Source organism: Tumebacillus avium, assembly GCF_002162355.1.
Classification (GTDB): Bacteria; Bacillota; Bacilli; order Tumebacillales; family Tumebacillaceae; genus Tumebacillus_A; species Tumebacillus_A avium.
Window position 1 is genome coordinate 4,264,197 of the sequence record NZ_CP021434.1, and the last position, 14,917, is coordinate 4,279,113.

At 60.5% G+C, this 14,917-nt stretch carries 6 protein-coding genes; 2 read left to right on the top strand and 4 right to left on the bottom strand.

Annotation, left to right across the window (positions count from 1 at the left end):
* Nucleotides 1–32: 32 nt before the first annotated feature.
* Nucleotides 33–10,454 carry a non-ribosomal peptide synthetase gene (locus tag CBW65_RS19720; protein WP_087458308.1) on the bottom strand — a complete coding sequence of 3,474 codons (10,422 nt, stop codon included), beginning with the start codon at nt 10,452–10,454 and terminating at the stop codon, nt 33–35.
* A gap of 342 nt (nt 10,455–10,796) precedes the next feature.
* Between CBW65_RS19720 and CBW65_RS19725 the strand changes: the two genes are divergently transcribed.
* Nucleotides 10,797–12,110 carry a dicarboxylate/amino acid:cation symporter gene (locus CBW65_RS19725; RefSeq protein WP_087458309.1) on the top strand — a complete coding sequence of 438 codons (1,314 nt, stop codon included), beginning with the start codon at nt 10,797–10,799 and terminating at the stop codon, nt 12,108–12,110.
* A gap of 64 nt (nt 12,111–12,174) precedes the next feature.
* Here CBW65_RS19725 and CBW65_RS19730 read toward each other — a convergent pair whose 3' ends face one another.
* Nucleotides 12,175–12,501 (bottom strand): antibiotic biosynthesis monooxygenase family protein, encoded by a 327-nt coding sequence (locus CBW65_RS19730; RefSeq protein ID WP_087458310.1) that lies wholly within the window; start codon nt 12,499–12,501, stop codon nt 12,175–12,177.
* Nucleotides 12,502–12,626: 125 nt separating this feature from the next.
* Between CBW65_RS19730 and CBW65_RS19735 the strand changes: the two genes are divergently transcribed.
* On the top strand, nt 12,627–13,622 hold the full coding sequence (locus tag CBW65_RS19735; RefSeq protein WP_198299669.1) for a YeiH family protein: 996 nt from the start codon (nt 12,627–12,629) through the stop codon (nt 13,620–13,622).
* Nucleotides 13,623–13,684: 62 nt separating this feature from the next.
* On the opposite strand, the gene CBW65_RS19740 is transcribed toward CBW65_RS19735, so the two are convergent.
* Both CBW65_RS19740 and CBW65_RS19745 read right to left on the bottom strand, forming a co-directional pair.
* Nucleotides 13,685–13,984: a YuzB family protein gene (locus CBW65_RS19740; RefSeq protein ID WP_087458312.1), complete on the bottom strand. Its 300-nt coding sequence runs from the start codon at nt 13,982–13,984 to the stop codon at nt 13,685–13,687.
* A 6-nt stretch (nt 13,985–13,990) separates the two neighbouring features.
* Nucleotides 13,991–14,911 (bottom strand): RluA family pseudouridine synthase, encoded by a 921-nt coding sequence (locus tag CBW65_RS19745; protein WP_087458313.1) that lies wholly within the window; start codon nt 14,909–14,911, stop codon nt 13,991–13,993.
* Between the last annotated feature and the right edge of the window lie 6 nt (nt 14,912–14,917).

Consider the following 14,917-nt stretch of genomic DNA (forward strand, 5'->3'; position numbering starts at 1 on the left):
CTTCCACCTTTGCCATGACGTTCCACATGTTGTTATTTACTCACGCTCTTGACCTGCTCCAGATAGGTTTGCAGACGCTCAGCCAGCGACTGGATATTCGGCGGCTGCAGAATGCTGAAATGATGACCTTCCGCTTCATTCAACTCAATGTTGCGGCACAGCGCGCCCCAGCCGTAGAAGGAGTCCTGGCGGAGTTCCTCAAAGCTGCTGAATTCAGGCGTCGTGCTCGCCCGGAAGAAAGCGACGCGCACGTCTTCGTCCACACCGTCTGCCGGCGCGTAGTCGGCCATCGCGTCGGTGTTGGCTTTGAAGACTTTGAACAGGCGTCGCACCTGCTCGAACTTCAGGCCCGGCGGAAGGCTTCCTGCGGCCTGTGCCTGCTGATAAACCATCTCGAGGACTTTCTCGACACCCAGCGCCTCAAGCTGTGCCGACATCGCACTCATCTGCGAGAAATCGAAGCCGTTCGTGCCGGCCAGATCGCCTGCAAATGACGACAGCGCGGTGACGTCGTCCATTTTCGCACGGTGGTTCTGTTCAACCGGTGCCATCGTATCGAGCAGGAGCAGCAGCTCGACCGTTTCGCCTTGTGCGCGCAGTTGGCGCGTCATCTCGAAAGCGATCGCGCCGCCGAGCGACCATCCGCCCAGACGGTACGGACCGTGCGCCTGCACACCGCGCATCTCTTCGATGTACCACGCGGCCATCTCTTCCATCGTCGTCAGCGGCAAGCTGTCATCGTCGAAACCGAGCGCTTGCAGGCCGTAGAACGGCTGGTCTGCGCCGAGACGACGCGACAGTTCGAAGTACGAGAATACGCCGCCGCCGACCGGATGGACGACGAACAATGGAGACTTGCTGCCATTGGCCTGGATCGGCACGATTGACGTTCCGGTGCGCGTGCCTGCGCCTTGGCGCAGCAGCCCGGCGAGGCCTTCGATCGTGCCGTCTTGGAACAGCACGGCCAGCGGCAGGCTGAAGCCGAGGCGCTGTTCGACCAGCGCCATCATGCGCACCGCCAGCAGCGAGTGTCCGCCGATCGCGAAGAAGTCGTCTTTCACCGACGGCGCGGTGCCGAGCAGCTCTTCCCAGATCGCTGCCAGCTCCGTCTCCAGCTCATCGCGCGGGGCGACAAATTCGATCTCGCGCTCGATGCCGATCTCTTCTGGCACCGGCAGAGCACGGCGGTCGATTTTGCCATTGTCGTTGAGCGGAAGTTGTTCCATCACCACAAACGCTGACGGGATCATGTACTCCGGCAAAGACTGGCGCAGGTGTGCGCGCAGTTCTGCCGTCAAGCCTTCCGCGTCCGCTGCCTCGACATAAGCGACGAGACGTTTTTCACCGTGCGGATCATCCAGCGCAAGGACGGTTGTCAATGCGACCTGCGGATGGGCGGTGAGCAGCGATTCGATCTCGCCGATCTCGATGCGGAACCCGCGAATTTTCACCTGATGGTCGATGCGGCCAAGGAATTCCAAAGTGCCATCCTGCAGGAAGCGCACCAAGTCGCCGCTCTTGTACCAGCGTTCGCCGTCCAGCTCTACAAATTGTTCTGCGGTCAGCTCCGGCTGCCCGAGGTAGCCGCGTCCGACGCCAAAACCGCCGATGTACAGTTCGCCGGACACGCCAAGCGGCACGCGCGCGCCTTGTGCGTCATAGACGCGCAGTTTGGCGTTTTTCAAGGCGCGGCCGATAATGAGACGCTCCGTTGCCCTCTCCCCCGCTTCCTGGAAGGTGCAGAGGATCGTGGTTTCGGTCGGGCCGTACGCCACGATGATCCGGGCGTTCGGGAACGCCTGGCGCAGCAGTGCCTGCAGGTCGGCCGGAACCGCTTCGCCGCCGGCAAACAAGGTGCGAAGCGAAGTGATCGGTGTACCTTGCTGCATGATCTCTTGCGCGACGTGGCGCATCAGGGTCGGCACCGACATGCAGATGGTGGAGCGGCCCAGCTCGCCGATGAGGAGCGGAATGTTCAGCACCTGCTCTTTGCTGAGCAGCACCGTTGTGCCGCCGGCGAGCAGCGGCGCAAAGATCTCCGCGACGTTGATGTCAAACGTCATCGTCGTCACCGAAAGCTTGCGCGTGGAGCTGTCATAGCCAAACTCCTCGATCAGCGCCGTCAAGGTGCTGACCAGTTGACGATGCTCGATCATCACCGCTTTCGGCTTGCCGGTCGAGCCGGACGTGTAAAGCATATACGCCAAGTGATGCGGCTGAACCGTCGTCACTGGTGCGGTGTCCGGGTATCCGGCGAAGGAGTCTTCGCGATCGACACAGACCGTTGCCGCCGCAGATGCTGGCAGGTGCGGCAACAGGTGCTCTTTTGTCAAAAGCACGGCCATCTGCGCATCTTCCAGCATGTAAGCGATGCGGTCTTGCGGATGCGCCGGGTCGATCGGCACGTATGCGCCGCCGGCCTTTTGCACCGCGAGCAGGGAGATCACAAATTCCAGCGACTTCTCCATGCAGACGCCGACCAGCACATCTGGCGCGACGCCGAGGTTTTGCAGATGATGGGCCAGCGCGTTGGCGCGGGCGTCAAGCTCTGCATAAGACAGCGTTTCGCCGTCGCACTCAACGGCCACAGCTTGTGGCTTGCGCGCCGCGTGTGCGGCGATCAGTTCGTGCGCACACTTGTCATGCGGGAAGTCGAACGTTCCGGCGTTCCATGCATCGAACTGCTGCACTTCTGCCGCGCTGAGCAGCGGCAGGTCCCCGATTTGACAGTCCGGGTTGGCGACCAGCGCCGCCAGCAGCGTTTGCAGATGTTCGGCCATCCGCTCGATCGTCGCCGCTTCAAACAGGTCGGCCTGGTAGTTGAAGGCGTGAAGCTGCCCTGCTTCCGACTCGTAGACCATCAGCGCCAGTTCGAAGTTGGCCACACCGCCGCCCGCCTCGAGTGCGGACATCGTCACGCCCGGCAGCGACAGGTCGCCCATCGGCGCGTTTTGCACGGCGAACATCACTTGGAACAGCGGCGATACGCTCATGTCGCGGTTCGGCTGCACTTCTTCGACCAAACGCTCAAACGGCAGATCTTGATGCGCGTAGCTGTCGAGCGCCGTCTGGCGGACGCGCTGCAAAAGTTCGCGGAACGTCGGCTGTCCGGACAGATCGGTGCGCAAAACGAGCGTGTTGACGAAGAATCCGATCAAGGGCTCGATCTCGGCGCGATTGCGTCCGGCGATCGGCGAGCCGACGAGGATATCATCTTGCCCGGTGTAACGGAAGAGCAGCACGTTCAAGGCGGCCAGCAGCGTCATGTACATCGTGACGCCTTCCTGCTGGCACAGCGCCTGCAGCTGATCGGACAATTCTTTGGACAAGGAGTTCGCATGCGAGCCGCCGCGCAGGGACGGCACCGGCGGACGCGGATGGTCGTGCGGCAGTGGCAGCACAGCTTTCGCGCCGTCCAGCTGATCTTTCCAGTGCGCCAGCTGCGCCTGCAAGTTGTCGCCTTCCAGCCATTCGCGCTGCCAATGCGCAAAGTCGGCATACTGCACGTGCAGTTCCGGCAGCGGCGAATCTTTGCCTTCCGCAAATGCGGCATACAGTTCGCCGAGTTCGCGGACAAACACGCCGATCGACCAGCCGTCCGAGACGATGTGGTGCATCGTGAACAGGAGCACCGCTTCGTTCTCCGCCACGGTGAGCATCGTCGAACGGAACAGCGGGCCTTGGCTCAAGTCGAACGGTTTGCGCGCTTCCAGCCCGGCGAGGCGCAACGTCTCCGCTTCCCGCTCCGCTGCGGGCAGATCACGCAGATCGATTTTCTCCAGCTCGTGCGTCATGTCGGCATGCACCACTTGCACCGGACGGCCATCGACCATCGAGAAGGTGGTGCGCAGCACTTCGTGACGGCGCACGATCTCCTGCAAGCCGCGCTCCAAAGCGTCTGCGTTCAGGTCGCCCGTGAAGCGCACGCCGCTGAACATGTTGTAGCTGGACTGGTTGGTCAGGCGGTCGATGAACCACAGGCGCTGCTGTGCGAAGGACAACGGCAGGTCGCGGTCGCGTCCAACCGGAACGATCGGCGGCGCTGCCACCTCTTTGGCCAGTTCGCTGTGGCGTTTCATGTAGTCGACGAGGCTCGCCACCGTCGCCGCTTCAAACAGCGCTCGCACCGGCAGTTCCATGCCAAACACCTGGCGGATTCGCGAGATCATCTGCGTGGCGAGCAGCGAGTGTCCACCCATGTCGAAGAAGTGGTCGTGAATGCCGATGCGCTCCACTTTCAGCACATCGCGGAAAATGCCCGCCATCAGCTCTTCGGTCGCCGTGCGCGGCGCCACGTAGCTTTCGTTCAGCTCCGGGCGCAGGCCGTCCGGTGACGGAAGCGCTTTGCGGTCGATCTTGCGGTTTGGCGTGAGCGGCACGGCGCCGATCGCCATAAACAGCTGCGGCACCATGTATTCCGGCAAACGCTCTTTCAAGAAGCTGCGCAGCTCATGCGTCGTCGGCTCCTGCTCTTTGTCAAGCACGACGTAGGCAACGAGCATCGTTTTCGCGCCGCCTTCCACTTCTTCACGCGCCATGACCACCGTTTCCAACACGCCCGGATGCTGGCCGAGGATCGTCTCGATCTCGCCAAGCTCGATGCGGTAGCCGCGGATCTTCACCTGCGTGTCGATGCGGCCGTAGAACTCGATGTTTCCGTCCGGCATGTAGCGGGACAAGTCGCCTGTGCGGTACAGGCGTGCCCCCGGCTTGCCGCTGAATGGATCGGCGACAAACTTTTCGGCGGTCAGCTCGTCGCGGCCCAGATAGCCGCGGGCCAGCGACATGCCGCCGATATACACTTCGCCCGGCACGCCGACCGGAACGGGGCGCATCAGCGGGTCGAGGATGTAGATCTGCGTATTGCCGATCGGACGCCCGATCGGCGGCAGGAGCGGCCATTCCTCCTGCGACAAAGGCAAGGTGTAGGACGTGACAACGTGGCACTCGGTCGGGCCGTACTGGTTGTACAGTCGGCAGCCGTTCAGGCTTCCCAGCCAATTGCGCACCGGACGAGTGGTCTGCAGCTGGTCGCCCGCCGTGGTGATCTCTTTCAGTTGCAAGGGCAGCGCTTCCGGCAGACTTTCCGCCACTTCACACAATTGCTGGAATGCGACGAACGGCAGATAGATGCGGTGTACGCCCTTTTCCGACAGATAGCCGAGCAGCCGCACCGGATCGCGGCGCACTTCTTCGCTGACCAGCACAAGCGTGCCGCCGGTGGACAGCGTGCAGAAATACTCTTGGAACGAGATGTCGAACGTCATCGACGCGTATTGCAGCGTCCGCTCGCCAAACGCATACGGCGTCTCCTGCAGCTGCCAGGAGATCATGTTGCGCAGCGGGCGGTGCGTCATCATGACGCCCTTCGGCTTGCCGGTCGTGCCCGAGGTGTAAATGACATACAAGGCGTTCTCCAGCGTTTCGCCGCTGTTCGGGTTGTGCGCCGGCTGCTTGGCGATGTCCGGCCAGTCGCCGTCAACCGCCACCACTTCCACGCCGTCGGTCGGCAGGTGCTCGACCAGCTCGGCTTGTGTCACCAGCACTTTGACCTGCGCATCGTCCAAAATAAATCCGATGCGGTCTTTCGGATGCGCCGGGTCGAGCGGCACATACGCCCCGCCCGCTTTCAAAATGCCCAAGGTCGCGACGGCGAGGTCGATCGAGCGCCCCATGCACAAGCCGACCAGCACTTCCGGTCCAACGCCGCGCGCTTTCAGGTGATGCGCGAGCTGATTTCCCCGCTCGTTCAGCTCCGCGTAGGTCAGCTGCTCCTGATCGAGCACAACCGCCACAGCGTCCGGCGTGCGGGTGACTTGCGCTTCAAACATCTGATGCGCGCACAGCCCGTCCGCATAGTCGAGCGCGATGCCGTTCGACAGTTCCAGCACGTTCTGCTCCTCTTCTGGCGCCATCAAGGGCAAGGCAGAGATCGGCAGCGACGGGTCTTGGACCGCCGCTTCGAGCAGGGTTTGGAAATGGCGCACCATCCGCTCGACCGTCGCTTCGGTGAACAACGCGACGTTGTATTCGAGGGCGAGCACCAGCCCTTCGCTTCGCTCGACCATCGTCCAGAGCAGATCGAACTTCGCAGTCTTGCTTTCCTGCGGCACGCCGACCAGCCGGATGTCATCGGTCATCGAACCTTCGGAAGCGAAGTTTTGCAAAGCGAACATCACCTGGAACAGCGGCGAATGGCTCTGATCGCGCTCCGGCGCGAGCTCTTCGACCAGTTTCTCGAACGGAACGTCCTGATACTGGTACGCTTCCAGCGCCGTGTGTTTCACCCGCTGCACCATCTCTTGGAAACTCGGGTCGCCCGACAAGTCGGAGCGCAGCACGAGGGTGTTGACGAAAAATCCGATCAGCCCTTCGATGCCGCTGCGATTGCGGTTGGCGATCGGGGTGCCGATCAAGATGTCATCTTGTTTCGTGTAGTGGAACAAGAGCGCCTTAAATCCGGCGAGCAGCGTCATGAACATCGTGCTGCTCTCCCGCTTGCTCAACGCTTGCAACTGATGCATCAGCTCTTGCGGGAGCAGGAAGTCACGCGATTCACCTACGTACGTCTGCACGGCCGGGCGCTTAAAGTCGATCGGCAGTTCGAGGATCGGCAACGTGCCGCCAAGCTGCTGCTTCCAGTAGTTGAGCTGCTTGTCGAGCACCTCGCCCTGCAGGTACTCGCGCTGCCACAACGCAAAGTCGCCATATTGAATCGGCAGTTCCGGCAGCGGCGACGGTTCGCCTTTGACAAACGCCTGGTACAACGTTGTCAATTCGTTGATCAGCACCCCGTACGACCAGCCGTCGGCGATGATGTGGTGGATCGTGAACAGCATCAGATGATCCTGCTCCGACAGGCGCACCAGTTGCGCGCGCACCAGCGGTCCGGTGCTCAAGTTAAACGGCAGCCGCGCTTCTTCATCGGCCAGACGCTTCACTTCCGCTTCCCGCTCCGCTTCCGGCAAATGCTCGATGCTGGAGATCGGCATCGGCAGTTCCAGCGCAGGCGCGATCACCTGTTCCGGGATCGTGTCTTGCATGCGGAAGGTGGTGCGCAGCGTTTCATGACGGCGGACGATCTCATTGAAGCTCTCGCGCAACGCCTGCTCATCGAGCGGGCCGTAGACGCGGTACGCCATCGGAATGTTGTACAGCGGCGAGTTCGGAATCAGCTGATCGAGGAACCACAGGCGCTGCTGTGCGAAGGAAGTCGGCAACGCCTCCGCCTCTTCTTCCTCCATGCGACCGCCCTGCACCGGCCCTTGCTCTTCGGCCAGCATCCCGCTGCCCTGCGCCTCGGCGATGCGGGCGGAGAGTTCGGAGAGCGTCGGAGCTTCAAACAGCATGCGCAGCGGCAGGTCGACGCCAAAATCATCGAGCACGCGCGACATCAGGCGGGTCGCCAGCAGTGAGTGGCCACCCATTTCAAAAAAGTTGTCCTGCTGCCCGATGCGGTCGACGCGCAAAATGTCGGCCCAGATCGCAGCCAATTTTTGCTGAACGTCCGTTTCCGGCGCCACATACTCGGTCTCCGCGCTGCGTGCGCCATCGGGCATCGGCAGAGCTTTGCGGTCGACTTTGCCGTTCGGGGTCAGCGGCATCTCCTCCAGCACGACAAATGCGGACGGCACCATGTACTCCGGCAGCTGTTCTTTGGCGCGGGCGCGCAGAGCGGACACCGACACCTCTCTGCCATGCGGCACGACATAGGCGGTGATGCGCTTATCGCCCGGCACGTCTTCGCGGACGATGACGACCGTCTCTTTGACATCTTCATGATGGCCGATCACCGATTCGATCTCGCCAAGCTCAATGCGGAAGCCGCGCACTTTGACCTGATGGTCGATGCGGCCCATAAATTCCAGCTTGCCGTCGGGAAGCGCCCGCACAAGGTCGCCCGTCTTGTAGAGGCGGGAACCGTCAGCACGGAACGGATGCGGGATAAACACTTCGGCGGTCAGCTCCGGGCGGTTCAGGTAGCCGCGCGCCAGACCCGGCCCGCCGACGTAGAGCTCGCCCGGCACGCCGAGCGGTACCGGCTGGCGATGCGCGTCGAGCACATACAGCTCATTGTTGGTGATCGCCCGCCCGATCGGCACGACCGGGGAGACTTCCTCAGGATGACGCAGCCAGTTGGTCGTCGAGGCGACCGAGTTTTCCGTCGGGCCGTATGCGTTGGCCAAAATGCACCCGGGCAGCTTTTGCAAAAATTTCTTCGCATGCGGCGCAGACATCACATCGCCGCCTACGGAGAGCAGCTTGAGGTGTTGGATGCGGCCCAGATCAGCTTCGGCCAGTTGCGGCAACAAGCCCGTGGTCAGCAGCGACACGGTGACTTGCTCCTCGCTCAGCACGCGCACCACTTCATCGACCGTCGGCGTCTGCGCCGGGAAGACGACCAGTTTCGAGCCGTTCAGCAAGGCGCCCCACACTTCGGGCGTCGCCGCATCAAAAGAAATCGCCGAGATCTGCAGGTACACTTCCTCCGGGCCGAAGAACAGGTAGTTGCTGTTTTTCACCAGGCGCACGACGCCGCGATGCGGGATCAGAACACCCTTCGGCTTCCCGGTCGAGCCGGACGTGTAGATCATATACGCCAGATGATCCGGCGTGATCGACACAGCCGGCGGCTCGGTGCTTGCCAGGGCGATCCCGTCCCAGTCGCGGTCGAGGCAGATCATCTCCGCCCCGTGTTCGGGCAGCTCGGGAAGCAATTTTTCCTGTGTCAACAAGACGCTGACGGCGCTGTCTTCGAGCATGTAGGCGATGCGGTCTTTCGGATAGGCCGGATCGAGCGGAACATACGCCCCGCCCGCTTTGACGATCGCGAGCAGGCCGATGATCATCTCCAGCGACCGCTCCATGCACAGGCCGACGAGCACATCCGGCCCGACGCCTTTTTGCTGCAGAACGTGCGCCAATTGGTTGGCGCGCTCGCTGAGCTCGCGGTAGGTCAGCACATTCCCTTCAAACGACACCGCTTCCCGATCCGGATACGATGCTGCCGTCTCCGCAAACAGCTCCGTAACGGTCTGCTCCGGGTAGTCGGCCGTGTTTTGGTTCCAGTCGACCAGTTGCGTCTGCAGCTCTTCCTGCGTTAACAACGGCAGTTTTGCCACTTCCGCATTCGGATTGGCGACGATGCCTTCGAGCAGGTTGGTGAAATGCACCGCCATCCGCGCGATGGTCGCTTCGTCAAACAGGTCGGTGCTGTAATCCAAGCTGCCTTGGATGCCGTCCGGGTGCTCCGACAGCCCCATGTTCAGGTCAAATTTCGCGGTGCGGTCGCCGGTGTCCAGCGTGCTCATCACCAGGCCCGGCAGCTGATGCGAGCCGGTCGGCGCGTTTTGCAGCGCAAACATCGTCTGGAACAGCGGCGTGTAGCTCATGTTGCGCTCCGGCTGCACCTCTTCGACCAGCCGCTCAAACGGCAGATCCTGATGAGCGTACGCGTCGAGCGCCGTGCGGCGGACGCGCCCCAGCAGGTCGCGGAACGTCGGTGCGCCGGACAGGTCGGTGCGCATGACGAGCGTGTTGACGAAAAAGCCGATCAGCCCTTCGATCTGCCCGTTGTTGCGCCCGGCGATTGGCGTGCCGACCGCGATGTCGGTCTGCCCGGTGTAGCGGCAGAGCAGCGCGGAAAACGCCGACAGCAGTGTCATGTACAGCGTCGCGCCTTCCTGTTGGCTCAGCTGTACCAGCTTGTCCGACAAGGCCTTGGACAGCTGAAAACGCTGAACGCCGCCGCGATGGCTCGGCACGGCCGGACGCGGACGGTCGGTCGGCAGCTGCAGCACAGGCGGGTGATCGCCCAACTGCCCTTTCCAATAGGAAAGCTGGCGTTCCAACTCCGCGCCGGAGAGATGCTCCATCTGCCAGGAGGTGAAGTCGATATACTGAATCGGCAGCTCCGGCAGCGGCGATGGGCGGCCGTCTGCATACGCTTCATACAGCGCAGCAACTTCCTCCATCATCAAGCCAACCGACCAGCCGTCCGAGATGATATGATGCATATTCAAAAGCAGGACATGCTCCTGCTCGTCCAGTTTTAACAGCGTCGTCCGCATCAGCGGTCCCTGAGCCAGATCGAACGGACGGTTCGCGTCCTCCTGCGCCAAAAGATGGGCAACGTCCATGCGCACGTCACGAGGCAGACGGCGCAAGTCGAGCAGCGGCATGGCAACCGATACATCAGGCAGCACGACCTGCATCGGCGCGCCGTTTTCCTCGGTAAACACCGTGCGCAGCGTCTCGTGGCGCTCCACGATCTCCTCCAAACTCCGCTTGATCGCAGCGACATTCAGATCGCCTTGCATTCGAATCGCAAACGGAATGTTATACATCGCGCTGCCCGGCATCAGCTTGTCGAGAAACCACAGCCGCTGTTGGGCAAACGATGCGGGAAATGCAAAAGCTCCTGCCGCAATCGGCTGGTTCCCTGTATGGTTCATCACGAAGACCTCCTAGCCATATCACAGTCAAATTTCATCGTTATCTTATTAGTAGTTGTTCTCTATCTGTTCTATTTCTTTGTTAAACATGCATAAACCTTCCTGAAATTCTAAAGTTTTTATTGGGATTGGATTTCTAAAAATTTACTCTTAGCTGATCACTCCATTCAGTGAGATTCCAACTGTCGAATTTGCCGGATTACTTGTTTAATTATCCATCTATTGACTTCTGAAAAAACGCGGACTATCATATAACCAAGTGATCCGATTGGGATTACACATAATCTTCGTTTCGGATGAGTACATTTCATGGGAACCCATTTCTTATAGGAGGTGCCTACTATGCTTGCAAGCCTGCTGATTGCGCTTGTGATTCTGGCATTCTTGTATTTCTTAAAAACGAAAAAAGTCGGCTTCGGCACCCGCGTCATCCTCGCGATGCTGCTTGGTGTCGGCCTCGGCGCGATCTTTGGCGAAGAGGCGGTAAAAGTCGGCACGATCGGTTCGATCTACGTCTCGCTGATCAAAATGATCGTCATGCCGCTGGTGATCGCGATGATCATCACAGCGGTCACACAGCTGACCGATCCGACCCAACTCCGCAAACTCGGCCTGAAGACGGTCGCTCTCTTCCTCGCCACCACGGGGATCGCGGCTGTGATCGGCATCCTGGTCGCCCTGGTGATCGATCCGGGCGCCAGCGTCAATTTTGTCAAAGACGCGTCGTTTGAAGCGCGTGAGATTCCGACGTTTGACAAAGTCCTGCTCGACCTCGTGCCGTCCAACCCGGTCAACGAGATGGCCAATGGCAAAGTCATTCCGGTGATCATCTTCTCCCTGTTCCTCGCCGTCGCGATCCTGATCGAACGCGCCCGCAAGCCGGAGACGGTGCAGCCGGTGATGGACTTCCTCAACTCGTTTGCCAAAATTATGTTCCGCGTAGTGAAACTGGTCATCGCCCTGACCCCGTACGGCGTCTTTGGCCTGATGACTTCGATGGCAGCCAAATACGGCCTGTCCTCCCTGCTTCCGCTCGGCGAAGTGATCCTCGCAGTCTATGTGGCGTGCCTGCTGCACTTCGTGATCACCTACGGCTCGCTGGTAACTTTTGTGGCGCGTGTCAACCCGCTGCGCTTCCTGAAGAAGATCTTCCCGGTCATCGCCGTTGCGTTCACCACGCGCAGTTCCTATGCGACCTTGCCAGTGAACATGGAAGTGATCACCAAGCGCGTCAAAGTGTCCGACAAGATCGCTTCGTTTGTAGCCCCGCTGGGCGCTACGATCAACATGAACGGCTGTGGCGGCTTGTACCCGGCGATCGTGGCCATTTTTGTAGCCCGCGTCTTTAACATCGACCTCGTTTTCACCGATTACCTGCTGATCGTAGGTTCGGCAATGATCGCTTCGATCGGCACGGCAGGCGTTCCGGGCCCGGCAACGATCTCGACCACCGTCGTGCTGACTTCGCTTGGCCTGCCGCTGGAAGGCTTTGCGCTGGTGCTCGGCATCGATGCGATCGTCGACATGGCCCGCACCGCGATCAACGCGACCGGCACCACCGTGTCCTCGCTGATCATCGCCAACTCCGAAGGCGAATTTGACCGCGACGCATTCAACAACGACGCGGACGAAGATCTGGAAACGAAAATCGCGTAAACCCAATAAGAGAAACAAAAAAAGGCTCCCTGCACAGGGGGCCTTTTTTGCGTCTTCCACCTTATTACACCTCAAAGGAGTAGTCACGCTCGACTTTGCAAATGCGCGTGACGTAGCGGCTGTACCAGTCGCTACGGCCTTTCGCTTGTGCCTGTTGGTGGTCGACATTGTCTTTCCACGCCTTGATCGCCGCGAGTGACTCCCAGTAGGAAACGGTGATGCCCAGGCCGTCCTCTCGGGCGCTTTCCACGCCGAGAAAACCGGGCTGCTGTTCCGCCAGCGCCACCATCCGGTCGGCCATCTCGCCGTAGCCGTTATCCCCTGCTGTGCGCTGCGATGTGAAGATCACCGCATAATAAGGCGGCTGCGGCGTTTTTGCAGGTTGTGTCATTTCATCTCCTCCTCGTCCCAATGATTAGCCTTGCTTATGCATGGCATTAAAAGTTCCGATTTTTAAAAGTTTCTGACAGCATCTATACTCAAGATAACACATCACGGACGAAAGAAGGGATGAAGATGGAAATGATCACCAAGCTCCAGCTCCATCGGCACCGCCATCTGCCCTTTGTCTACGGGATCTTGTTTACGCTGCTGCTGGCCCTGCTCGGCTTCGGCCTGGCCCAGTTGCCAGGCCTGCGCCAGATCGGCCCGCTGGCCTGTGCGATTCTGCTTGCGGTGCTGTACCGGCAAAAGTTCGGCTACCCGGAAACGCTGCGCACCGGCATTCAATTTTCCTCCAAACGCCTGCTGCGCGTCGCCATCATCCTATACGGTTTAAAACTGAACCTTCATCTGCTGATCTCCAAAGGTCTTCCCCTGCTGGCACTCGACGCGCTGGTTGTCCTGTTTGCAATCGGCCTGACCGTGCTGCTCGCCAAATGGTGGAAGGCAGACTTCTCCTTGTCACTCCTGCTCGGCATTGGCACCGGCATCTGCGGCGCGGCCGCCATCGCAGCGGTGACGCCGATCCTGCGCAGCAAGCAGGAGGACTCCGCCCTTTCTGTCGGCATCATCGCGTTGACCGGCACGCTTTTTTCGGTCAGCTATGTGCTGCTGCGCCCGGTGCTGCCGCTCCCGGACGGCGTGTACGGCATCTGGGCCGGCCTGTCGCTGCACGAGCTGGCCCACGTCGCCCTCGCCGCTGCCCCGGCCGGGCAAGACGCGGTGGCGCTCGCCTTGCTGGCCAAGCTGGGCCGGGTGCTGCTGCTCGTCCCGTTTTCCTTCGTGCTGCTCTTCTGGCGACGCAAAAAAGAAGGCGCGTCCGCATCTATCGAATTCCCCTGGTTCCTGCTCGGCTTCCTCGCGTTCAGCATCGGCGGCACTTTGTTCCCACTGCCTGCCAGCGTCGTAAACGTCCTCTCCACACTGACCACCCTCTTGCTGGCCATGGCGATGGTCGGTCTCGGTCTCAACGTCGCCCTGCGCGACATGCGCGCCAAAGCCGGCCGGCCGCTGCTGATCATCGCCGTCACCTCGATCCTGCTCTCCGCCCTGACCTTTCTCGTCCTCTAAAAAACAAAAACCACCGCTTTCAACCAGCGGTGGTTTCCCCTCTTATATGTACACTTCGTTCCTTACTCCGTCTTCTGGTCGCCGTCCAACAGCTGCTTGGCGTCTTCCTGCCCTTTGCGATGGCTCTCGATGTAGCTCACGATCTGCTCTTTCAGCTCCCCTACACTGTTTGCATAGAGGAAATCGTCGTTGATCACCACATAGGCATAACGCATGCAGATCCCGCAGCGGTCGAGACAACCGTCCGGTTCGATCGCCAACTCCGGGTAGGTCTGAGACAACCAGTCCACCACTTCGATATCATCCAAAAACGCATTGCTCGAACAGCATTCCAGCGTAAACTGTTTTTCCGTCTCCGCCACGCGCCTTCACTCCTTTCCCTCGTCCGTCTCGCGCAACTTCTCCACCAGACGGTTCATCTCCACCGGCAGCGGGGATTCGAACCGCATCTGCTCCCCGCTGCGCGGATGCACAAAGCCCAGCAATTTGGCGTGCAACGCCTGACGTTCGATCCAAGCGGAGTCGTCCGTCTCGCCGTACATCGCATCCCCAAACAAAGGATGCCCGATATGTTTCATATGCACGCGAATCTGGTGTGTCCGCCCGGAATGCAGCTTGAGCTCGACCTGTGTGCCGGCCGCAAAACGCTCCGTTACGCGATACTCCGTAGTGGCATCCTGGCCGTCCTCCCGCACCACGCGCACACGAAAATCCTCATCACTGCGCCCGATCGGGCCGACGACCAGCCCAGCTTCCTGCTCCAGCGCGCCATGCACGACCGCCGTGTACGACCGCTCGATCGTGCGCGCCATCATCTGCTGGCTCAAAAACTGATGGGCATGATGATTTTTCGCGATCACGATCAGCCCTGACGTCCACTGGTCGATCCGGTGCACCGGGCGAAAGCGGGCGATCACGCCTCGCTGCTTCCAATCATATACGACGCCGTTGGCCAGCGTGCCTGTCCAGTGCCCCGACGTCGGATGCACGATCAGCCCGGCCCGCTTGTCCACGACCAGCACGTCTTCGTCTTCGAAAACGTTGTGGAACGGGATATGCTCCGGCAAAATATCGACCGACTCTTCCGCCGGCAGGAGCAGGCGCAAGTGATCGCCTTCCGCCAGCCGCCAAGAGGTCCAGATCGGTTCGCCGTTTAACAGCACCCCTTGCCCTTCGGTCAGTTTGCGGATCACTTTGCGCGACATCTTGAGATGCTTTTGCAGCACATCTTTAATCTTGCGCCCCGCCAGTTCCTCGTCGATCGTCAAGGAGTACAACTCGTCTTTCATGAAACG